Genomic DNA, 22,165 nt, shown 5'->3' on the forward strand with positions numbered 1-22,165 from the left:
ATTTCGGCCGGTGTCTCAGCCGTTGATCACGTCGCTTCGCGGCGGGCCAGCGCGCCGCGGGAGCGGGTGACGAGCGCTGCCAGCAGTGCGGCACCGAGCGGTACGGCCACCAGGAGCAGGAGGAACGTGCCCCACGGCAGCACCAGCGGGAGGTGCGGCACCGAACCGGGATCCCAACCCGAGTCCAACCCCTCCTGGTACCACTTCATCTGTTGGCGCTCCTCAGCCAGCCGCAGACCGATCGCGGGGAGGATGCCCGCTGCCGAGCCGAGCACCACACCCATCACGGCCACCACCCCACACTGGAACCCACTGAGCGTCCTGCGCACCCTGGGCGGGGCTCCGACGGCGGCGAGGGTCTTCAGGTCCGCTTCGGCGTCCGCCTGGGCGAGACCGGTGGCGATACCGGCGGCACCAATGGTGATCAGGCCCGCGAAGATGGTCAGGGCGAGCAGGACGATGTCGTTCGGGCTCTTGTAGCCGTCTTCGACGTACAGAGCGACGTCGGTGCCCGTTCTGTCCAGCTGCCCGTCGAGCCGCTGCTTCTGTTCGCTGCTGGGAGCCTTCTCCGTGGTGAAGTACGAGCCGAAGGGGACGGTCGTGAGGCCCGACGCCTTGGCGGTGGCGGGCGGAATGATCATCATCACGGCGTAGGACTTCGTCGCCTGAGGCGCCTGGTAGGCGTCGAAGGTCTTGACTTCACCGGGCGGCTGCTTGCCCACCTGCCGGGCCTTCTCGCTCGCCTCGCGGTCGGTGATCAGGGTCATCTTGACCTTGCCGCCAGGTCCGACCTTGCCGCTCTCGATGAAGCGACGGTCGAACGAGACGACCTTGCCCTCCTTGAGGGCGCGCTCCGCGGCGGCGTCCTTGATGCCGAGGACCGTGAGCAGCTTGTGGTCACCGACCAGCACGCTGTCGCTGCCGCCCCAGGGGCCGCCGTTGGCGCAGCGCCAGTCCTTGGAGAGCTTGCGTCGTTCGGCCTTGCTGAACTTCTCCTCGGGCGACGCCTGAGGGTTGGCCGGATCGACCTTCCACAGGGGGCACTCATGAGCCGGCGGCAGCAGCAGCTGCATTTCGCCGCAACCCTTCGTATAGCTGTACAAGTCGCAGTTGATGTTGCCGACCACGATCCGTGCCACATCGGCCTGCACATCGACCGGAAGGTTCCGCACCACCGCGGCGCGTGCCAAGGGAACGTCTTTGCCGCCGCCTTCGTGTAGTTGCAGCGAGACCGCGCCAGTGGGCAGCTGGGGCGCGTACTGGGCCCTCATCTGGGCGTCCTCACTCGCGGCATAGGTGGCCACCGCCACCGTGCCCGCCACGGCTGCCAGCACCGCCGCCACGGCCGGAGCCGTACGCCCCCGGTTGCGGACCGCGTCCCGCAGGGCGAGCCTCGGAGAGAGCGGCATGAAGCGACCCACCCGGCCGAACAGTCCGACCAGTGCAGGGGTCAGGGCGATGATGCCGAGCTCCGCGAGGCCGCTGCCAGCTCCGACGAGCGTCACTTCCTCGCTCATGGTGGAGCCGTAGAGCGCGATCGCGCCGCCGATGAGGATCGCGACCAGGCCGATCAACGGAAGGACCCGGTTGCTCTTGCGGACACCGCGACGTCCGGTGAGCGAGGAGAGGACCGACTGCCGGGACGAGGTGATGGCGGGTACCAGCGCCGCCATCACACCCGTGAAGACCGCGAGCAGTGCAATACCGAGCAGCTCCAACGGCCGGATGTCCAGACCGCCGAAGCGTGCGCCCATCCACTCCTCCAGCGTCGACTGGAGCGCGAAGGTGAGCAGCAGCCCGAGGGTGGTGCCGATGATGGCCGCGGCCACGCCGATGACCAGACCGCCGGAGAGGACGATGGCTCGGATGTGGCTACGGTCTCCGCCGTTGGCCCCGACCAGACCCAGCTGACGACGGGAGCGCCTGGCGCCGACCGCGAAGGCGGGGCCCGCCAGTAGACAGATCTCCAGGATGGCCAGCCCCGCGACGGTGGCGATAGCCGCAATCGCCGTTGCCTGGCCGGCCGTGCTCATGTCGAACGTGCCCCAGCCGTCCCGCTCGTAGATGGGCACCTCGGACTTGGGCGGCGGATCCAGCAGCACTGCCCGTGAGGTGATCACCGCACCCTTGGCATTGGCCTGCTGGACCATGTTCCACGTGAAACGTCCCTCGACGTCCACCAGATAGCTGGTCGAGGACCCGCTGCCGCGCAGTCCGGCCTTCTCCTGGGCCTTGTCGAACGCCATGAGGAAAGCACCGGGCAGCAGGGTGACCTGATCCGTTTCCAACGCTCCGGGCAGCTCATAGGAGCCCACGATCCGGTACTCCCGGTCGAAGCCCCTGGCGCTGAGCTTCGACCCCACCTTGAGCTTGCTCTCCTCCAGGAAGTGCGTGGTCACCATCACTTCGTCGGGCTTCTGCGCGGGCCGTCCCTGAAGGACGGTCAACAAGCCCTTGGCCATGGGGTCCGTGGCGTTCAACTCACGCACTTCGGTGGCCAGCAGACCGTGCTTGGTGCGCAGTTTGGCGTTGCCCGACCTGTCGGCCAGCACCTTTGCACCGGCAGGCAGAGCCTTCTTGACGTCCGCGCTCCCGCCCTCGCCCGGCAGGGAGGGGTCCGACTCGTCCTTGGTCGAGGTGTAGCCCTCGCCGTCCGGTGTCTGGAGGACGGGCTCACCCCCCATACCGGGGTCGATCACCAGGGCATCCGCGGCGCCCATGGTGATCTCGATCCTCTGCTCGGTGGACACGTCCGAACTGCGCAGCGTCACATTCGCCGCACTCACACCGAGGATGGGGAGGGCGATCATCGCCAGGACCAGCGAACTGCGGCCCTTTGAGCGCCAGGCGTCACGGCGGGCGATGCGGATCGCAGCCCACCAGGAGTGGTACCAGTTCTTCACAGCTGGTCCGCTCCTCGGCCCGAGCCGTCCTGCCCAGGGGCGCCGGCCGTGGCGCCCGACAGCAGCGAGTCGGCCTGGCTGCGTACCGTCTGGTCGACGACCGCGCCATCGCGGAGGAAGACCACACGATCGGCCCAGGCGGCGAATCGGGGTTCGTGCGTGACCAGGATTCCGGCAGCACCCGCATCACAGCGGGAGCGCAGCAGGGCGAGTACGGATTCACCCGTCTCGGAGTCGAGTGCACCGGTCGGCTCATCCGCGAGAACCAGACGGCGGTCACCGACCAGTGCGCGGGCTATCGCCACGCGCTGTTGCTGACCACCGGACATCTCGTCCGGGAAGCGGTCGGCGAGATGACCGAGGTCCATCTCCTCCAGTGCGGCCACGGCCTCGACCTTGGCCTTGCGGGCGGAGACCCCGTCCAACTCGCGGGGCAGGGAGACGTTTTCCGCCGCGGTGAGCGCCGGTATCAGGTTGTAGTCCTGGAAGACATAGCCGATGCTGCGCCGACGCAGTGCGGCGAGCTTCTTGCGGTTGGCGTTGGTGATGTCGGTGTCCTCAACGATCACCCGGCCCGAGGTGGGCATGTCGAGGCCACCCGCGATGGTGAGCAAGGTGGACTTTCCGGAGCCGGACGGCCCCATCACGGCCACCAGTTCACCTGGGAAGACGTCGAGATTGATTCCGCGCAGGGCGTGTACCTCGGTGGCCCCGGATCCATGGACGCGCGTCAGGTCCTGGAGTTGCAGCACGGGTCGCCGTGACTGTTGTGGCTGAAGTGGTGCGGATGCGGACATGGGTAACGTCCCCCTAGGGCTGGTGGTCGAGCGGTGGGCCGGCGACCGAGCGGTCTTCGCGGCCGGATGACTGCTGCTGCGGGGCGGCGGGTTCGGTGCCGCGGTAGTGGTCCGAGGGCGGACCGGGGCTGTGGAGGCGGAGACGGGTCCGGGCCGTCCGCTCCGACTGGCGCGAGAGCGGGGCATCGACCGACCCCGGCGCGATGGTCGGGTCCGGATCGCGAACCGGGCCCGGGACTGTCGCTCCGTACGGTGTGAGAGGTGGCGCAGCGAAACCCTTGAGGGGTGCGCCCAGGGCCGGTACCCGTCGGCTGCGACGGATGTCGGCGGCTCCGAGACCCTCTGAGGCCGGTCAGTTCCCCCGTACGTCTCGGAGCGCGGGGTTCACGGCTTGGCGTTCGCTGTACTCAGGTGGAGGCCCTCGCCTGTTCGGTGCGGTCGCTGGGCTGTCGCGCTGGTCCATCCGAGTGAGGTTCCGCATCAGCGGCCCCGGATGTGCCGTGCGCTGTGTTCGGCGAGCCCGTCGCGGAGGGTGCGGTGCCCGGTCCGGTCTTGGCCGCGAGTCTGATGAGCCGCACTTCGCAGTGGTCGAGCCAACGGGCCTCGGCCTCCGTCTGGAAGATCAGCTGCTCCAGTACGAGCAGCCAGGCCACGTCGTCCCGCTCCCCCGTACCGCCGTGCTCGATGGCCTTCAGGGCCTGGGCCTTGAGCCGGGTGTAGTCCTGCATCGCCTTCACGGTGTGGTGGCGCTGGGACTGGATCACGGCCCGGATGTCCACGCCGGGGGCCCCGATCGCCATCGCGAGCTTGATGGCCAGTTCATTGCGCGGTGGGTTGCTGCGGTCCACCGGGCGCTCGAACCAGTTCCTCAGTTCGGTCTTCCCCGCTTCGGTGATGCCGTACAGCGCATGGCCGGCTTCGTCCTCGCCGGACTGCTCGACCATCCCGTCGCGTTCCAGACGGTTGAGGGTCGTGTACACCTGGCCCACGTTGAGCGGCCAGGTGGCCCCGGTGCGCGACTCGAACTCGGTACGGAGTTGTGAGCCGTACCGAGGGCCGTGCTCTAGAAGGGCGAGAAGCCCGTGACGGATGGACATACTCGGTATGTATACCGGGTATGCCCATGCGGGCCAACCGTCGATAGTGGGAACCGCGAGGTCCATCTCAAGGGGGACCCGGCGTAGTTCACCGGGGCGTTGCAGAGAGTGGGACCCCCGCGCCACCGCCTCGGGCAGGGCCTATCGGCGGCGCATCCGCACCCCGAGGAAGCCGATCCCCAACCCCATCAGCGCCATCCCGATGCCCAGGGAGAGCGGTGAGATCTGCTGCGCCGCCGGCGCGGGGACGGTCTGGCCGGGGTGCTGACGTGCCGCTGCGGGCGCCCCCGTACCCCGCGGGTCGTCCATGGCCGTGCCGGGCTCCTCCGCCTCAGGTGCCATGTCCTCCTCGGGAAGGGGGCCCGACGGGTCCGCGGATATCGCGGGAGGGGCATCGGGAGCCGACGAGTTGGGACGATGTTGTGACGCGGCGTCCGTAGGCGGTGCGGACCCATTGCGGGTCGCTGAATCAGGGTCAGAGTCCGAGACGGCAGCTGATGTCTCGTCCGTACGGGGGCTTTCCTCGGCCGCCGAGCGCCCCGGCCGGGTCCGTCCCTCGCCGGCCGCCCGCCCGGCGAGAGATGCGGTGGGTGAGGCGGTGGGGGTGGGGCGCTCTGCGGGCCGTTCCTGCTCCACCGCCTGGGCGAGGGGTGGGGCGTAGAGCACCATCGCGGCGGCAGCGGCGATCACACACCGCCGCCCGCGGAGCCTTGGAGTCACCCGGAACCCCTCCCGTGCCGAGCCGCTGAGTCAGTGAAGCCAGCGTCACATGCAGGGATGGATCCGGCATCTCGGGCGGCTACCTGTCCGACCGGCCGGGCAATGACCCCCCGCGCGGACGGCGGACCTGGACCCGCGGCGCGGGGAGCCTCCCGAGGAGGTCAGTCGGACTTGCCCGTGGAGATCGTCAACTCGAACTCCTGGTTCTTCGGCTCCACCGCGGAGTCCTTCCGCGGGAACTGGTCGATCACCGCGTCCTTGGGCCACTGGGGGTTGTTCTCCTCGCGCACCGTCCAGGTCCATCCCGCGGCGCGCAGACACTCCTTCACCGACATCACGTCTTTGTAGATGAGGTCGGGCGCCTGCACCTTCTTCGGGTCCCCGCTGTCCTCGTAGGCGTCGGTGCACTTGCTGGTCTCGATGGTCCGGGTGCGGTCCGGTGGGAGGGCGGTGTCCGTACCCGCCGTGTCGGCCGAAGCGGAAGGAGACGGGGTTTTCGTGGTCGTCCCGTTGGTCCCGTCGCCCTTGGTGCGGTCCTCGATCGCCGAGACGATTGCGCCGAGGATCACCAGTCCGAGGAAGACCGACGCCAGGGTGATCACGACCTTGCGCCCGGTGTTGCGGGGCGCGGGCGCGTTCTGCGCCGGCGAGATGGTGTACGAGTGCGGCGGGACCCCCGCCAGCGGACCGCTCGCCGAGTATCCGGGGCCCGGTGTGGGCGGCCCGGTCGGTTGTGGGGCGGGAGTGTGAGGCGCCTGGGGATAGCCGTACTGGGGTGTGGGAGTGCCGTACGGTCCCGGCTGGTAGGACGGCTGTACGCCCTGAGGCGGCGGTGCCGACTGGTCCAGCGGCGGGAAGACGGTCGAGGACACCCCCGCTCCGTGGGCCGTGGGAGCCCCGCTGACGATCACCGGTGCGGCGCTCTGTCCGGCGTTCGCCACCCGGGCACACTCGTCGGCCATCGCGGCGGCACTGGGGAACCGCTCGTTCGGGTTCTTCTTCAGTGCCCGTGCGACCAGGGCGTCCATCGCGGGCGTGACTGACCGGTTGATCGTGGAGGGCGCGACCGGCTCCTCCTGTACGTGTGCGTATGCGATGGCCAGCGGTGAGTCCGCCTCGAACGGAAGCCGTCCGGTGAGCAACTGGAAGAGCATGATGCCGACCGAGTACAGATCGGAGCGCGCGTCCACCCCGCGGCCGAGGGCCTGCTCCGGAGAGAGGTACTGGGGCGTTCCCACGACCATGCCGGTCTGCGTCATCGACGTGACGCCCGACTGCATCGCCCGCGCGATGCCGAAGTCCATCACCTTGACCACACCGCGCCTGGTCATCATCACATTGCCGGGCTTGATGTCCCGGTGGACCAGCCCGACCTCATGGCTGGTCTCCAGCGCGGCCAGCACATCGGCCGTCACCTTGAGCGCCTTGTCGGCCGGCATCGCGCCGTACTGCTGGACATCGGAGTTCAGTACGGAGCCCAGCGGCTGCCCCTCGACGTACTCCATGACGATGTACGGCATCAGGGCGCCGCCCAACTCGTCCTCGCCGGTGTCGAAGACGGAGACGATGTTGGGGTGTGACAGTTTGGCGACGGATTGCGCCTCGCGCCGGAACCGCTCGCGGAACGACTGCTCGCGTCCCAGTTCGGTGTGGAGTGTCTTGATCGCCACCTGACGATCGAGCGCCGAGTCGTAGGCCAGATAGACGGAGGCCATGCCGCCCTCGCCGAGCAGATCGCGAAGTTGGTACCGACCACCCGCCAGCGAACCGCCCGCATAGCGGCCCTGCGCGCCGTCCTGGCTCATGACTGTGCTTCCCCCTCGGCGCGGACGCTACGGAGAACAGGAAATTTCGGCTTACGCAGCAGACTGGTGCGAAAGGTGTTCATTTCCTGGCGATCCGTGTTCCGTGCCCCCGTTGAAGTTCGATGACCCCAGGTTCCTGGTGTCTCGTTCCTTAAGACCCGTTCCCATGAGGACCGGTGCCCTGTGAAACTGGGATCAGTGATCCCCATTACGGGGCAAGTCTGCCCGAGGGGTCCAGCACGTCAAGCCAGGTGCCCGATCCGTGACCGTACGCACAAGAAGCGTCCTGCAAGCGTTACAAGAGATCCATGGAATTTGCGTGGTCTGGCTCACAGCGGGTTTGATGACCGGTCGATCCCAGCCAGCCCTGTCCGGTGAAGGCTGTAGCGTGAGGCCACGCAACGGATACACAGATGAGACGGCGAGGACTGATGGCACCCGAACCCGAAGCCGGCGGCGGCGTGCCCGATGCACCGGACTCCTGGGGTGTCGGCAAAGTGGTCGGTGACGGCCGCTACCGCATGACGCACCGCCTGGGGCGCGGCGGCATGGCCGAGGTCTTCGCGGCGGAGGACGTACGACTGGGTCGTACGGTCGCAGTGAAGCTCCTGCGCACCGACCTCGCCGAGGACCCGATCGCCAAGGCCCGGTTCACCCGGGAGGCACAGTCGGTCGCCGGACTCAACCACCACGCGATCGTCGCCGTGTACGACTCCGGCGAGGACCAGGTGGGCGGCCAGCCGGTGCCGTACATCGTCATGGAGTTGGTCGAGGGCCGCACGATCCGCGATCTCCTCATCAATGCCGAGGCACCGCCGCCCGAGCAGGCGTTGATCATCGTGTCCGGGGTGTTGGAGGCACTGGCCTACTCGCACCAGCACGGCATCGTCCACCGGGACATCAAGCCCGCGAACGTCATCATCACCAACTCCGGTGCCGTCAAGGTGATGGACTTCGGCATCGCCCGGGCGCTGCACGGCGCTTCCACGACGATGACGCAGACCGGCATGGTCATGGGCACGCCCCAGTACCTCTCGCCCGAGCAGGCGCTGGGCAAGGCCGTCGACCACCGCTCCGACCTCTACGCCACCGGCTGTCTCCTCTACGAACTCCTCGCACTGCGTCCGCCGTTCACGGGGGAGACCCCGCTCTCGGTGGTCTACCAGCACGTCCAGGACATTCCGCTGCCGCCGTCCGAGGCTTCGGACGTGGTGCCGCCCGAACTCGACGGTCTGGTGATGCGTTCGCTCGCCAAGGACCCGGACGACCGGTTCCAGAGCGCCGAGGAGATGCGCGGACTGGTCCAGTACGGCTTGCAGATGCTCCAGCAGCAGGGCAGCCACAACGGCAGTTGGAACACCGGGCCCGTGCGCGCCCAGGACAGCCGTCCGACGGGGCCGGGGCTCGGGATGGCCGCTGCGGCGACCACGATGCACCACCCCGTCCACGGGGACACCTCGCAGGCGCCGATCCTGCCGCCGATGAACCCGGACGACGGGGCGTACGACGGTGGCCGTCGCGACGGCCGGGGCGGCAACAAGGGATGGATCGTGGCCGCGCTGGCACTGGTCGCCGTGGTGGCCGGGGTCGCCTATGCGCTGAGCCAGACCGATCCGCCCGCGGGCAAGGGCAAGGACGACACCAAGACCTCGCAGAGCCCGTCCGCGCCGGCCGTCTCCAACTCGCCGTCGGCGGAGAGCTCCGAGCAGGAGGACGAGCCCGACGACGAGCCGGACGAGAATCCCAAGCAGTCGTACTCGCGTCCGTTCACCAAGGACCCCAAGCCGTCCAAGTCGTGGGAGCCCAGCTACGACCCGGAGCCCACGAACTCCGTGCAGCCGTCGAACACGGACACCGGGACGGGTGAGCCCGAGCCGGGCAACTCGCCGTCGGAGGAGCCGCCCGGTCCGAGCAATGAACCCAATCCCGGTACGAGCGGTGAGCCCGGTGGCGACCCCGGTGGCGCCAATCAGGGCCCCGGCGGCACGAATCCGCTGGAGTGAGCACGACCGGAGCCCGGCCCGTAGGACGGGCCGGGCTCCGGTGCTATGCGGTGAAGGCGTCCCGCACCGCCTCGTACTCCCTCGTCCACCACACCGCCAGGGCTGACACCGCACCGAACTGCGGGTCGGCCCTGCGGTCGTGCAACTGGTACCGCCAACGCAATATCCAGAAGTCGTTGAGGCGTTCCCACCACACCCGGTGGACCGCCGCCGCCAGCTCTGCCGCGTCGGCTCCCGCCGCCCGTCGATACGCCCGGGCGTACGCCCGTACCTTCGGCAGAGCCAGTTCTCCGGCCGGCTGGACGAAGAAGATCGCGGCTGCCCGCACCGCCTCCTCCGCGCGGGGCTGCACCCCCAACCGGTCCCAGTCCACGATGGCCGCCGGCTCGGCGCCCCGGTAGAGCAGGTTCAGCGGGTGGAAGTCCCCGTGCACCCAGCCGCCCGCCGAAGCAGGCGGCGGTCTGCGGTCGGCGTGGAGTTCCAGGAGCGATCTGCGCTCCAGGAGACGGTGTTCCGCGAGGGTGTCGAAGATGTCGTGAGGCCGGGCGGACCGGGAGAGCGCGAGGAGCTCGTCGATCTGGTTGAAGGTTTCGGCGGGGTCGGCGCTCTCGCACATCCGGCGCTGGGTGGAGTCCATCACCCGTTCGAGGCAGACATGGACGAGCCCGAGCAGGGAACCGAGGCGCCGCGACTGGACCATGCTCAGCTGTGCCCCGTTGCGATGCCGCCCCTCGACCCAGGGGTGAAGGGCGTAGCAGTCGCCGCCGATCACCGCGACCGTGTCGCCGTGCGCGTCCTGGACGGGCGGGGCGACCGGTACGCCAAGCGTCTGGAGTCGCTGTGTGGCGCGGTGCTGATGGGCTATGGCCTCGTGATCGCCGTCGAGATGATGCTTCAGGAAGTAGGTGCCCCTGGTGGTGACGAGACGGTAGCCGCGGTTCAGGAGGCCCTGGGTGACCCGCTCACAGGAGAGCGGTGCACCGGGATCCTCGTAGCGGTGCAACAGGGCACCGACCGGCGGCGCGAGGACAGATGAGCGCAGCACTCACCAAATGATAGATCACGCAGCGTGTCCGTCGTGCAGCTCTTCGCAATAATCGAGGGTGTGCACGGTCACGAACTGCGGCTCGACCCGCATGAAGACCGCCTCGAAGTTCTCGCCGTCGGCCTGGATCGGCTCATGGCCGAAGAGCCGGATCACCTCGTCCGCCGGCTGGACGATCTCCGCCATGCCCGTGAACTGAACGGACCACAAGGTCGTGCCGCCCGAGTTGAAGTTGTCCGCGCCATAGGCCACGACACTGCCGTTGCAGGCGCGGTGGTAGCCGAAGCCGCGGTGGATGCGGAGCAGCACCCGGCCGTCCTGCACGATGTGTCGGGCCGGAGCCACGAAGGGCATGGCCCGCATGCTCGTCGCCAGTCGGCCGTACGAGACCCGGGTGAGCAGCTCGATGGCGCGGAGTTCCTCGGTGGACATAGGTCCACTTTCGATTACTTTGCCGTCGCGGGGAAGGGGCAGCCGCCCCTCCTCGACGGGGGCCGAAGGTCCCGTGATCCATCGGATCGGTGCGCACTCATGGACCTCGACGCCCCGGTCGGTACGCGTTCCCATGCGTACCGCGAAGGGTCAGTGGTGCTGACGCTCGGCCTGTATCCGGGCCACGTAGGCCGCGGCCTGCGAGCGGCGTTCCATTCCCAGCTTGGAGAGCAGGCTGGAGACGTAGTTCTTGATCGTCTTCTCTGCGAGGTGCAGCCGCTCGCCGATGACCCGGTTGGTCAGCCCCTCCCCGATCAGGTCGAGGATCTTGCGCTCCTGCTCGGTCAGCCCGGCGAGCTTGTCGTTGCTCTTGGGGTTGTTCCCGTCGCGCAGTCGCTCCAGTACGCGGGCGGTGGCCACCGGGTCGAGGAGGGACTTTCCGGCCGCTACTCCGCGCACCGCCTCCAGTAGCTCATTTCCACGGATCGCCTTAAGGACATAACCGGATGCACCGGCCATGATGGCGTCAAAAAGCGCCTCGTCATCCGCGAATGACGTCAACATCAGGCATTTGATGTTCTCGTCCTGGGAACGGATCTCCCGGCAGACCTCGACCCCGCTCCCGTCCGGCAGTCGTACGTCCAGCACGGCCACATCGGGTCGGGTGGCGGGGATCCTGACCATGGCGTCCTCCGCCGTACCGGCTTCGCCGACGACCTCGATGTCGTCTTCGACCGAAAGCAGCTCATGGACGCCACGTCGGACGACTTCATGGTCGTCCAAGAGGAATACGGTGATTTTTCGTTCTTCGCGCACGAATGCAGTCTCACACACCAGCTCTTCCCGTGCCCCGGGTGGCCGGTATACCGTGCCGATGTCTCGGCGGCCCACTGGGTCGTGACCGGTGCTGATCAGGGCTCCTGCCAGCAGTGATTCACCATTTTCTCCGTTTACTTGGAAATCCAAGCAAAAACGCAGGTCAAATGGGGTTTCGCAGGAATGTGCTGCACTGGGTAACGTGCCTTTTGACAGGGTCTCGTCGGGGCACCTGTCACGCCCGTTCAACCGTCTGCCGCACCCACCCCGTGCGGGAGCGGACGAAGGGGCGAGCCTCCCCCTGTCTTCGGCAGGGGCGACCCCAGGCTCCCGGCGAACCCGGGGGACCGGATAGACGGAGGAGCACGCACGTGACCGTGGAGAGCACTGCCGCGCGCAAGCCGCGACGCAGCAGCAAGCGGGTGAGCGCCGCGAAGAAGCCACTCAGTTCCGAGCCCCAACTCGTACAGCTGCTGTCGCCGGAAGGCCAGCGCGTCGAGCACCCTGACTACAGCATTGATCTGACCTCGGAAGAGCTGCGCGGGCTCTACCGGGACATGGTCCTCACCCGTCGCTTCGACGCGGAGGCCACCGCTCTCCAGCGACAGGGCGAACTGGGACTGTGGGCGTCGCTGCTCGGCCAGGAGGCCGCGCAGATCGGCTCGGGCCGCGCCCTCGACGACGACGACTACGTCTTTCCCACCTACCGTGAGCACGGCGTCGCCTGGTGTCGCGGGGTCGATCCCACCAATCTCCTCGGGATGTTCCGTGGGGTGAACCACGGAGGCTGGGACCCCAACAGCAACAACTTCCACCTCTACACCATCGTCATCGGCTCCCAGACGCTGCACGCCACCGGCTACGCCATGGGTGTGGCCAAGGACGGCGCCGATTCCGCGGTGATCGCGTACTTCGGCGACGGCGCCTCCAGCCAGGGTGACGTGGCCGAGTCCTTCACCTTCTCGGCGGTCTACAACGCACCCGTGGTGTTCTTCTGCCAGAACAACCAGTGGGCGATCTCGGAGCCGACCGAGCGCCAGAGCCGGGTACCGCTCTACCAGCGCGCCCAGGGCTACGGCTTCCCCGGCGTCCGCGTCGACGGCAATGACGTCCTCGCCTGTCTCGCGGTCACCAAGTGGGCCCTGGAACGGGCCCGCAACGGAGAGGGACCCACGCTCGTCGAGGCGTTCACCTACCGCATGGGCGCCCACACCACCTCGGACGACCCGACGAAGTACCGCCACGACGACGAGCGGGCCGCCTGGGAGGCCAAGGACCCGATCCTGCGGCTGCGCACCCTCCTGACCGCCGAAGAGCACGCCGATGAAGCGTTCTTCACCGCGTTGGACGAGGAGAGCGACGTACTGGCCAAGCGGGTGCGGGAGGCGGTTCGGGCCATGCCCGACCCCGACCACATGGCGATCTTCGAGCATGTGTATGCCGACGGCCATGCGCTCGTCGACGAGGAGCGCGCGCAGTTCGCCGCGTACCAGGCGTCATTCGCCGAGGAGGGCAACTGACCATGGCCGCACAGAAACTCTCCCTCGCCAAGGCGCTCAACGAGTCGCTGCGCAAGGCCCTGGAGACCGACCCCAAGGTACTGATCATGGGCGAGGACGTCGGCAAGCTCGGCGGCGTCTTCCGGGTCACCGACGGACTACAGAAGGACTTCGGCGAGGAGCGGGTGATCGACACCCCCCTGGCCGAGTCCGGCATCATCGGCACGGCCATCGGCCTCGCGCTGCGCGGCTACCGACCGGTCGCCGAGATCCAGTTCGACGGTTTCGTCTTCCCGGCGTACGACCAGATCGTCACCCAACTCGCCAAGATGCACGCCCGGGCGCTCGGCAAGATCAAGATGCCCGTCGTCATCCGCATCCCCTACGGCGGTGGCATCGGCGCGGTCGAGCACCACAGCGAGTCCCCCGAAGCCCTCTTCGCACACGTCGCCGGGCTCAAGGTGATCTCACCTTCCAACTCGTCCGACGCGTACTGGATGCTCCAGCAGGCCATCCAGAGCGACGACCCGGTCATCTTCTTCGAGCCCAAGCGGCGCTACTGGGACAAGAGCGAGGTCGACACCGAGGCCATCCCCGGCCCCCTGCACACCGCACGGGTGGTCAAGGAGGGCTCGGACCTCACGCTGGCCGCGTACGGGCCGATGGTGAAGGTGTGTACGGAAGCCGCCGCCGCGGCGGCCGAAGAGGGCAAGTCCCTTGAGGTGCTGGACCTGCGCTCGATGTCCCCGATCGACTTCGACACCATCCAGAAGTCGGTCGAGAAGACGGGCCGGTTGGTCGTGGTGCACGAGGCCCCCGTCTTCTACGGCTCCGGCGCGGAGATCGCCGCCCGCATCACCGAGCGGTCCTTCTACCACCTGGAGTCCCCGGTGCTGAGGGTCGGCGGGTTCCACTCGCCCTATCCCCCGGCCCGGCTGGAGGAGGAGTACCTCCCCGGGTTGGACCGGGTGCTGGACGCCGTAGACCGCTCGCTCGCGTACTGAAGGGGTGCCGAGAACATGACGCACGACACGACACTCCGCTACCGCGAGTTCAAGATGCCCGACGTGGGCGAGGGCCTGACCGAGGCCGAGATCCTCAAGTGGTTCGTCCAGCCCGGTGACACGGTCACGGACGGACAGGTCGTCTGCGAGGTGGAGACGGCGAAGGCCGCCGTCGAACTGCCGATCCCCTACGACGGGGTGGTGCACGAACTCCGCTTCCCGGAGGGGACGACCGTCGACGTCGGTCAGGTGATCATCTCGGTGGACGTCACCCCCGATGCGGCACCCGTCGAGTCCGCCACGGCGCCGACCGCCCCGGCCGTCGAACCGGAAGCGGACGAGAAGCCTCAGGGTCGACAGCCGGTGCTCGTGGGCTATGGGGTCGCCGAGAGTTCCACCAAGCGGCGTCCGCGCAAGGGTGCCCAGGTGCCCGAGCAGCCCACCGCGGCGATCCAGTCCGAGCTGAACGGCCGCAGCGCCGCTGCATCGCCCGAGCCCGTGGCTGCGCCTCCGGCAGCCTCTCCGGCGGCGGCCCGCCCGCTCGCCAAGCCCCCCGTGCGCAAGCTCGCCAAGGACCTCGGCGTCGATCTGGCGGCCGTCGTCGCCACCGGCCCCGACGGGGTCATCACCCGCGATGACGTCCACGCCGCGGTGACCGTGCCCGAATCGGTCAGCAGCAACTCGGAAGAGGGCAAGAAGACCGAGCCGCAGGCTCCCGCACCCGTGCAGATGGGTGCGCGGGAGACCCGCGTCCCGGTCAAGGGCGTCCGCAAGGCCACGGCGGCGGCGATGGTGGGCAGCGCGTTCACCGCACCGCACGTCACCGAGTTCATCACGCTCGACGTGACGCGCACGATGAAGCTCGTCGGCGAATTGAAGGCCGATCCGGACCTGGCCGGGCTCAGGGTCAACCCCCTGTTGCTGATCGCCAAGGCACTCCTGGTCGCGATCAAGCGGAACCCCGAGGTCAATGCCGCCTGGGACGAGGTGAACCAGGAGATCGTCCAGAAGCACTACGTCAATCTGGGCATCGCAGCGGCCACCCCGCGCGGTCTGCTCGTGCCCAACATCAAGGACGCGCACGAACTGACCCTGCCCCAGCTCGCCCGCAGTCTGGGCGAGTTGGTGACCACCGCCAGGGAAGGCAAGACCTCCCCCGCGGCCATGCAGGGCGGCACGGTGACCATCACCAACGTGGGTGTCTTCGGAGTGGACACCGGTACGCCGATCCTCAACCCGGGCGAATCGGCGATCCTCGCGGTCGGGGCCATCAAGCTCCAACCGTGGGTCCACAAGGGCAAGGTGAAGCCCCGCCAGGTCACCACCTTGGCCCTGTCCTTCGACCACCGCCTCGTCGACGGGGAACTCGGCTCGAAGGTGCTGGCGGACGTGGCGGCGGTCCTGGAGAACCCCCGTCGACTGATCACCTGGGCCTGAGGGCCTCCGGAGATCGTCGGACATGTCCTGGCGCTGATCACCGGGGCCTGTGAAGCAGGGCCTTCGGGGCGACGAATATGAAGCGGGGGTCCGTGGCACGGCACAGTGCCACGGACCCCCGCTTCAGTTGCTGCGTACTGCGGTTGACGTGCTCAGTCCCGCTGGGCGCCGACCGGCAGCGACCGGAGCTTCATGCTCTTGGCGGTCGACGAGCCGAAGCCGTAGTCCAGCAGCTTGCCGGCGTCCTTGAAGCGGGCGTCCACGCTGGATGCGCCCAGGATGACCCCGACGTACGTCTTGGAACCGCGGGTGGCCGCGAAGATCAGGCAGGGTCCTGCGACGCTGCCGGTACCGGTCTTCATGCCGACGGCGCCGCTGTAGGTGCCCAGCAGCTTGTTGGTGTTGTACCAGGTGTAGGTGCGGGTGCCACCCGTGCTGGTGGTCGCCTTGGTGACGTACTTCTGCGCCTTCACGACCTCGCGGAAGGTCGCGCTGGAGAACGCATGCCGGGCGATCTTGGTCAGGTCGGACGGGGTGGTGTAGTTCCGCCCGCCCTGCGAGATGCCGTCGAACGAGTCGAAGTTGGTGTTCTTCAGACCCAGGGACTTGGCCTTCGCGTTCATCTTGCCGATGAACGACTTGGTCCGCGCGGCGGTGGTGGTCCCGGTGCCGAAGGTGTCGGCCAGCGCGTACGCGGCGTCACACCCGGACGGCAGCATCAGCCCCGACAGGAGCTGGCGGACCGTCACCTTGTCGCCGGTCTTGAGGTCGGCGGTGCTGCCCTTCTCCCGCGTCACGTAGTCGCGGTAGGTCTGCTTGACCGTCACCTTCTTGCTGAGGCTGACGCCCGGGATGGTGAGGACCGTTATGGCGGTCGCCACCTTGGTCGTGCTCGCCATCTGACGGCGGGTGTCGTTGCCCTTGCCGTACAGCGCCTTGCCCGACGCCTGGTCCATCAGAAAGGCGCCCTTGGCGCTGACCGTCGGGACCGGGCGGGCCGCGGCCTGCGCCGGTGCGGCGAGTGGGGAGACGGTGAGCAGGAGACCACCGGAGATGACAACCGTGGCGGCTCTGCGCACGCTCGTGTTGTTGAGTATCAAAGGAACGCTCCGAGTTCGCACATCCATCGAGAAGTCAGGACGGGGCGCCAGGAAGGATCGAGGGCCCCGGAGTGAGACACGCGAGAGTCAGGAAAGGATGTACGCGAATCAGGAGTATCTCGGGAGATTTTTGCGTCTCCCGGCCCACATCCGTGCCAAGGGGTCAGTCTTGGCATCAGGGCCGGCCCTGACTCGGCGGACCGCCCCATCTGCATCCGGGTGCCCCACTGACCACTCACACTCCAGCGGCCCGGTGGTTGGTTCCCCTGCACCGCATCGAACTGGAGTCGGTGCCCTCATCGCCCCGTGATAGCGGTTGGCCCGGGTGGCGGTGGCCCCGGATCGAGGTCGCCCGGGCGGTCCGGTCCTGCATGGTGGACGCCCGCTTCTGATGTACCTCTGTTGTATCTAAGCTGTGTGCATGCCCGCCGCAGCTCCCGTCACCGCGCCCGCAGCCGAACGCGTCTACACCCATGTCAAGCAAGCCGTCCTCGACCGCCGCTACGAGGGCGGAACCCTCCTCACCGAGGGCGAACTCGCCGACGCCGTGGGGGTGTCACGCACCCCCGTGCGCGAGGCGCTGCTCAAGCTGGAGGTCGAAGGGCTGATCAAGCTCTACCCGAAGAAGGGCGCGCTGGTGCTCGCGGTGTCGGCACAGGAGATCGCCGATGTGGTGGAGACCCGGCTCCTGGTGGAGGAACACGCGGCCCGCAAGGCGGTGCCCGCGTCCCCGCGACTGCTGGACCGCCTTGCCGAGCTGCTGGAACAGCAGAAGCGCCAGGGCAAGGACGGAGACCTGGCCGCCGTCGCCGCCACCGACCGGGCCTTCCACGCGGAGATCGTCCGCAACGGCGGCAACGAGATCCTCTCCCGGCTCTACGACCAGCTACGAGACCGCCAGTTGCGAATGGGAGTCGCCGTGATGCACGCCCACCCCGACCGGATCGCGAAGAACGTCACCGAGCACGGCGAGATCCTCGACGCCCTGCGCGCCGGTGACGCGGACCTCGCCGCCGAACTGGTGCACCGCCATGTGAGCTGGGTCAGGGCACTGGCTCGGGGTGAGGCCAGGTGAACCGACCGGCCGCCCTACCGGGAGACCCGCCGGGCGGACGTCGTGCCGCGGCGATCTGGTCCATAGGCGTCGCCGTCTACTTCGTCGCCGTCATCTTCCGTACCTCACTCGGGGTCGCCGGGCTCGACGCCGCCGACCGCTTCGACATCAATGCCTCCGCGCTCTCGACCTTCTCGATCGTCCAACTCCTCGTCTATGCCGGCATGCAGATACCCGTCGGACTGATGGTCGACCGACTGGGCACCAAGAAGGTCCTGACCCTCGGGGCCGTCCTCTTCACCCTGGGACAGCTGGGCTTCGCGCTCTCCCCCTCGTACGAGACCGCACTCGCCGCCCGCGCCCTGCTCGGCTGTGGGGACGCGATGACCTTCATCAGCGTGCTGCGGCTCGGCAGCCGCTGGTTCCCGGCCCGCCGCGGGCCGCTCATAGCGCAGGTCGCCGCGCTGTTCGGGATGGCCGGCAATCTGATCTCCACCTTGGTCATCGCACGACTGCTGCACGGTGTGGGCTGGACCACCACCTTCGCGGGCAGTGCGGTGGCCGGAGTGGTCGCGATCGCCCTGGTGCTGCTGTTCCTCAAGGACCACCCCCCGGGCCATGAACCCCCGCCGTCCCACCACCGCGGCGGCGCCTTCGTACGGAAGCAGATCACCCTGTCCTGGCGGGAACCCGGCACTCGGCTGGGCATGTGGGTGCACTTCACCACGCAGTTCCCCAGCATGGTCTTCATGCTGCTGTGGGGGATGCCCTTCCTGATCGAGGCACAGGGCCTCACCCGCGCGACGGCAGGCGCCCTGCTCACCCTGAACGTCCTGGTCAGCATGGTGATAGGACTGGTGTACGGGCAGGTCATCGCACGCCATCACGCGGCCCGGCTGCCACTCACCCTGGGCTCGATCGCCGCGACCGCGCTGATCTGGGCCATCACCCTCGCCTACCCCGGCGAACAGGCCCCGATGTGGCTCCTGGTCACCCTGTGCGTGGTGTTGGGCGCCGGTGGTCCGGCCTCGATGATCGGCTTCGACTTCGCCCGTCCGGCGAACCCGCCCCAGCGGCAGGGCACCGCATCGGGAATCGTCAACATGGGCGGCTTCACCGCCTCGATGACGACCCTGCTGGCGATCGGTCTCCTGCTCGACGCCACCGGCGGCAACTACCGGATCGCCTTCTCCTGCGTGTTCGTACTGGAGGCGCTGGGCATCGCCCAGATCCTGCGGTTGCGCAGACGTACGGCGCAACTGGAGCGCGAGAGGTTGGTGGCGAGCCGGGTGGAGGCGGTACACGTACCGGCGTGAGCGGACCGAGCTCCGGTGCACCGGCGGCCACCTACGAGCCCCACGGACACCGGCCCTACGTCACACGGCGGGCGGTACGAAGCCTCAGGGGGTGACGGCGAAGTGCCGCAGGATCGAGGCCCCCAACTCCTGGTCGCCGTCCACCTTGATCCGGTCGGCGACGGCCGCTGCCCGGACCCTGCCGCAGGCCAGTCGGTAGTACGTCTCCCAGTCCATCGCCAGGCTCACCAAGGGCCCGAGCGACGGCGAGCCGTCGACGGAACCGCGGCCGTCCGCGTTCACCCGGACCGTCCGCAGGAACTCCAGCGGCCCGTGCACATCGAGCACCATGGCCGAATTCGGCGGTGCGCCCGCGTCCTTGGCGACGACCTTCGCCAGGGCTTCCAACAGGTAGTCACGGGTGATGTGGGCGCCGGGGGAGTCGAGGTTGCCGGGCTGGTTCAGGGCGACCCGCAGGTCCTGCTCGTGCACCCAGGTGTCGAAGGCCCGCATCCGCATGGCCACTTCGAGGGTCTGCTCGGTGCCGAGGGGCGCGCGGACCATGGTGTTGGGCGCACGGTTCTCGTTGCGCAGCTGGCGCGCCCGCCGGATCATCGTGTACTCCAGCTCCGATGTCATCTCCGGAGCGGTGTGGTGCCGACGGACATCGACCTGCATCTCCATGTACCGGGCGAAGTCGCTCTGCACATGGTAAAGATCACGGGGGAGGGTGTGGATGGGCCGTGGATCGCCGAGCATCTCGGTCTCCATGCCGATGACATGGGAGACGACGTCGCGGATCGACCAGGCAGGGCACGGGGTGGCGCGGTTCCACTCCCCCTCGACGAGCGGCTGCACCAGCTCGGCTATCGACTCGACGGCGTGGGTCCAGGCATCGGCGTAGGTCTGGAGGCTGGGATGGACGGTCACGGGACCCCTCGGCGGTTCTGCGTGGACGCGGGCTTGGCTGCTTACTGCTGGCGGCGGACGGCTTGGCTGCGTGGGAGGTTCGGCGATTAAGTTACGCTGCCGCGCGGCGCGTCGGCAGTGCTTTCCTATGACGATCGTAGGCCCGTGTCCGAAGGCCGAAAACCATGGCATCGCAGGTGGGGGCAGGCTGTCCCACCAGGTCACCTCATATCCGTACGAAATGACTGACGGCCCGTCGTGAGGGCGTACGGGGCGGGTTCACACCTCTTTCGGCCCGGCTGATACCGCTGCTTCGACGGTGTGGAAGTGGCCGGGTCCACACACCCGACGGGCAGCGTCCGATTCCTCCGGGATGGCACCCTTGAACCATGAACGATGCCGCCCCGGCGCCCACCCCCGCGCCCGCGCCCCGCCGACGTGCCCGTGTCCGTGCCCCCGAGCTGATCGGCAAGGGCGGCTGGCTGAACACCGGTGGCAAGGATCTGAAGCTTGCGGACTTTCGGGGCCGCATTCTGATCCTCGACTTCTGGACCTTCTGCTGCATCAACTGCCTCCACGTCCTGGACGAGCTGCGGGAGCTGGAGGAGAAGCACCGCGACACCGTAGTGATCGTCGGCGTCCACTCGCCGAAGTTCGTGCACGAGGCCGACCACCGGGCCGTGGTCGATGCCGTCGAGCGCTACCAGGTGCACCACCCCGTCCTCGACGACCCCGAGTTGGCGACCTGGAAGCAGTACGCCGTACGGGCCTGGCCCACCCTCGTCGTCATCGACCCGGAGGGGTACGTCGTCGCCCAGCACGCCGGTGAGGGACACGCCCACGCCATCGAGCGGCTCGTCGCGGAGTTGGAGACCGAGCACGCGGCCAAGGGCACCCTGCGTCGCGGTGACGGGCCCTATGTGCCGCCCGAGCCCGTCGCCACCGATCTGCGCTTCCCCGGCAAGGCCGTCGTCCTGCCGTCCGGGAACTTCCTGGTCTCCGACACCACCCGGCACCAACTCGTCGAGCTGTCACCCGACGGCGAGTCCGTCGTACGGCGGATCGACGGCGGTGCGGATGGTGCGTTCAAGGAGCCGCAGGGCCTGGCGCCGCTGCCCGACGGCCGGATCGCGGTCGCCGACACCGTCAACCACTCCATCCGGGCGTACGACCCCGAGACCGGTGTGATCGAGACGCTCGCCGGGACCGGGAAGCAGTGGTGGCAGGGGGCGCCCAGCGAGGGCCCCGCACGCGAGGTCGACCTCTCGTCGCCGTGGGACGTGGCCTGGTGGCAGGGGCGGCTGTGGATCGCGATGGCCGGAGTGCACCAGCTGTGGACCTATGACCCGGCCTCACAGACCGTGCGGCTCGCGGCCGGCACCACCAATGAGGGCCTGGTCGACGGGCCGGCCACCGAGGCGTGGTTCGCACAGCCCTCCGGTCTGGCCGCGACCGACGAGCGGCTGTGGATCGCCGACTCCGAGTCGTCGTCCCTGCGCTACATCGAAGCCGACGACCCCGCCCACACCGTGCGCACGGCCGTCGGTACGGGCCTCTTCGACTTCGGGCACCGCGACGGGGACGCCGAGCAGGCCCTGTTCCAGCATCCCCTGGGGGTGACCGCGCTGCCCGACGGTTCGGTCGCCGTGAGCGACACCTACAACCATGCGCTGCGCCGCTACGACCCCGCCACCGGCCAGGTCACCACCTTGGCCACGGATCTGCGGGAACCGTCGGACGCCGTGCTCGTCGGCGAGGACATCGTGGTCGTCGAGTCCGCCCGACACCGGTTGACCCGGCTGCGGCTGCCCGATGAGGCGGTGCGGGTGGAGGCCGTGGCCCACCGCACCCAGCGCGCCGCGACCGAAGTGGCGGCGGGCGCGCTGCGCATCGATGTGGTCTTCCAGGCGCCGGCCGGTCAGAAGCTGGACACCCGTTACGGGCCCTCGACCCGGCTGTTGGTCTCCTCCACGCCGCCCGAGTTGCTGCTGTCCGGCGCCGGCGCGGGCACGGACCTGTTCCGTGAGGTGGAGATCGATGCCGCGGTGGGCGAAGGGGTGCTGCACGTGTCGGCGATGGCCGCGTCCTGCGACGACGATCCGGCGCAGGAGTACCCGGCCTGCCATGTGCACCAGCAGGACTGGGGGGTGCCGGTGCGGGTGAGCGCGGACGGTGTCTCCCGGCTGCCGCTCGTCCTCGCGGGTATGGACTGACTGGTTTGGCAGCGATCCCGGGGCCCGGCCGTCATT

At 68.6% G+C, this 22,165-nt stretch carries 17 protein-coding genes; 7 read left to right on the top strand and 10 right to left on the bottom strand.

The window, feature by feature from the left end; genetic code table 11:
* Positions 1 to 26 precede the first annotated feature (26 nt).
* From OID54_RS19530 to OID54_RS19550, 5 genes are all read right to left on the bottom strand, one after another.
* Positions 27 to 2,903 carry an ABC transporter permease gene (locus tag OID54_RS19530; RefSeq protein WP_329021318.1) on the bottom strand — a complete coding sequence of 959 codons (2,877 nt, stop codon included), beginning with the start codon at positions 2,901 to 2,903 and terminating at the stop codon, positions 27 to 29.
* A complete protein-coding gene (locus OID54_RS19535) occupies positions 2,900 to 3,700 on the bottom strand; it encodes an ABC transporter ATP-binding protein (RefSeq protein WP_329021320.1) in 801 nt (266 codons plus the stop codon). The genes OID54_RS19530 and OID54_RS19535 overlap by 4 nt, the downstream gene beginning before the upstream one ends.
* 407 nt (positions 3,701 to 4,107) lie before the next feature.
* A complete protein-coding gene (locus OID54_RS19540) occupies positions 4,108 to 4,797 on the bottom strand; it encodes a PadR family transcriptional regulator (protein WP_329021321.1) in 690 nt (229 codons plus the stop codon).
* 141 nt (positions 4,798 to 4,938) lie between these two features.
* Positions 4,939 to 5,517, bottom strand: a complete 579-nt coding sequence (locus OID54_RS19545; protein WP_329021322.1) for a hypothetical protein — start codon at positions 5,515 to 5,517, stop codon at positions 4,939 to 4,941.
* A 161-nt stretch (positions 5,518 to 5,678) separates the two neighbouring features.
* The gene (locus tag OID54_RS19550; protein ID WP_329021324.1) at positions 5,679 to 7,322 is read right to left on the bottom strand and encodes a protein kinase domain-containing protein; all 1,644 of its coding nucleotides are present in this window, start codon (positions 7,320 to 7,322) and stop codon (positions 5,679 to 5,681) included.
* 431 nt (positions 7,323 to 7,753) lie between these two features.
* Here OID54_RS19550 and OID54_RS19555 point away from each other — a divergent pair, with 431 nt between their 5' ends.
* A complete protein-coding gene (locus tag OID54_RS19555) occupies positions 7,754 to 9,325 on the top strand; it encodes a protein kinase domain-containing protein (RefSeq protein ID WP_329021325.1) in 1,572 nt (523 codons plus the stop codon).
* 43 nt (positions 9,326 to 9,368) lie between these two features.
* Here OID54_RS19555 and OID54_RS19560 read toward each other — a convergent pair whose 3' ends face one another.
* From OID54_RS19560 to OID54_RS19570, 3 genes are all read right to left on the bottom strand, one after another.
* Positions 9,369 to 10,370: a phosphotransferase gene (locus OID54_RS19560; protein ID WP_329021326.1), complete on the bottom strand. Its 1,002-nt coding sequence runs from the start codon at positions 10,368 to 10,370 to the stop codon at positions 9,369 to 9,371.
* 15 nt (positions 10,371 to 10,385) lie between these two features.
* A complete protein-coding gene (locus tag OID54_RS19565) occupies positions 10,386 to 10,802 on the bottom strand; it encodes a pyridoxamine 5'-phosphate oxidase family protein (RefSeq protein ID WP_329021327.1) in 417 nt (138 codons plus the stop codon).
* Positions 10,803 to 10,952: 150 nt separating this feature from the next.
* The gene (locus OID54_RS19570) at positions 10,953 to 11,618 is read right to left on the bottom strand and encodes a response regulator transcription factor (RefSeq protein ID WP_329021328.1); all 666 of its coding nucleotides are present in this window, start codon (positions 11,616 to 11,618) and stop codon (positions 10,953 to 10,955) included.
* Between the two features lie 371 nt (positions 11,619 to 11,989).
* Between OID54_RS19570 and pdhA the strand changes: the two genes are divergently transcribed.
* Genes pdhA through OID54_RS19585 form a run of 3 tightly spaced genes read left to right on the top strand, consistent with a single transcriptional unit; the run spans position 11,990 to position 15,558 of the window.
* Positions 11,990 to 13,138 (top strand): pyruvate dehydrogenase (acetyl-transferring) E1 component subunit alpha, encoded by a 1,149-nt coding sequence (pdhA, locus tag OID54_RS19575; RefSeq protein ID WP_329021329.1) that lies wholly within the window; start codon positions 11,990 to 11,992, stop codon positions 13,136 to 13,138.
* 2 nt (positions 13,139 to 13,140) lie between these two features.
* Positions 13,141 to 14,121 carry an alpha-ketoacid dehydrogenase subunit beta gene (locus tag OID54_RS19580; protein WP_329021330.1) on the top strand — a complete coding sequence of 327 codons (981 nt, stop codon included), beginning with the start codon at positions 13,141 to 13,143 and terminating at the stop codon, positions 14,119 to 14,121.
* Positions 14,122 to 14,136: 15 nt separating this feature from the next.
* A complete protein-coding gene (locus OID54_RS19585; protein WP_329021331.1) occupies positions 14,137 to 15,558 on the top strand; it encodes a dihydrolipoamide acetyltransferase family protein in 1,422 nt (473 codons plus the stop codon).
* 152 nt (positions 15,559 to 15,710) lie between these two features.
* On the opposite strand, the gene OID54_RS19590 is transcribed toward OID54_RS19585, so the two are convergent.
* Positions 15,711 to 16,685, bottom strand: coding sequence for a D-alanyl-D-alanine carboxypeptidase family protein (locus OID54_RS19590; RefSeq protein WP_329021332.1), 975 nt, complete (start codon positions 16,683 to 16,685; stop codon positions 15,711 to 15,713).
* 394 nt (positions 16,686 to 17,079) lie between these two features.
* Here OID54_RS19590 and OID54_RS19595 point away from each other — a divergent pair, with 394 nt between their 5' ends.
* Both OID54_RS19595 and OID54_RS19600 read left to right on the top strand, forming a co-directional pair.
* Positions 17,080 to 17,733 (top strand): GntR family transcriptional regulator, encoded by a 654-nt coding sequence (locus OID54_RS19595; protein WP_329021333.1) that lies wholly within the window; start codon positions 17,080 to 17,082, stop codon positions 17,731 to 17,733.
* A complete protein-coding gene (locus OID54_RS19600; RefSeq protein WP_329021334.1) occupies positions 17,730 to 19,028 on the top strand; it encodes an MFS transporter in 1,299 nt (432 codons plus the stop codon). Before OID54_RS19595 ends, OID54_RS19600 begins: the two co-directional genes overlap by 4 nt.
* An 84-nt stretch (positions 19,029 to 19,112) precedes the next feature.
* On the opposite strand, the gene OID54_RS19605 is transcribed toward OID54_RS19600, so the two are convergent.
* The gene (locus OID54_RS19605) at positions 19,113 to 19,937 is read right to left on the bottom strand and encodes a maleylpyruvate isomerase family mycothiol-dependent enzyme (protein WP_329021335.1); all 825 of its coding nucleotides are present in this window, start codon (positions 19,935 to 19,937) and stop codon (positions 19,113 to 19,115) included.
* A 368-nt stretch (positions 19,938 to 20,305) separates the two neighbouring features.
* Between OID54_RS19605 and OID54_RS19610 the strand changes: the two genes are divergently transcribed.
* On the top strand, positions 20,306 to 22,129 hold the full coding sequence (locus OID54_RS19610; RefSeq protein WP_329021336.1) for an NHL domain-containing thioredoxin family protein: 1,824 nt from the start codon (positions 20,306 to 20,308) through the stop codon (positions 22,127 to 22,129).
* The last annotated feature ends 36 nt before the right edge of the window (positions 22,130 to 22,165 follow it).

The sequence above is a fragment of the Streptomyces sp. NBC_00690 genome (assembly GCF_036226685.1).
Classification (GTDB): Bacteria; Actinomycetota; Actinomycetes; order Streptomycetales; family Streptomycetaceae; genus Streptomyces.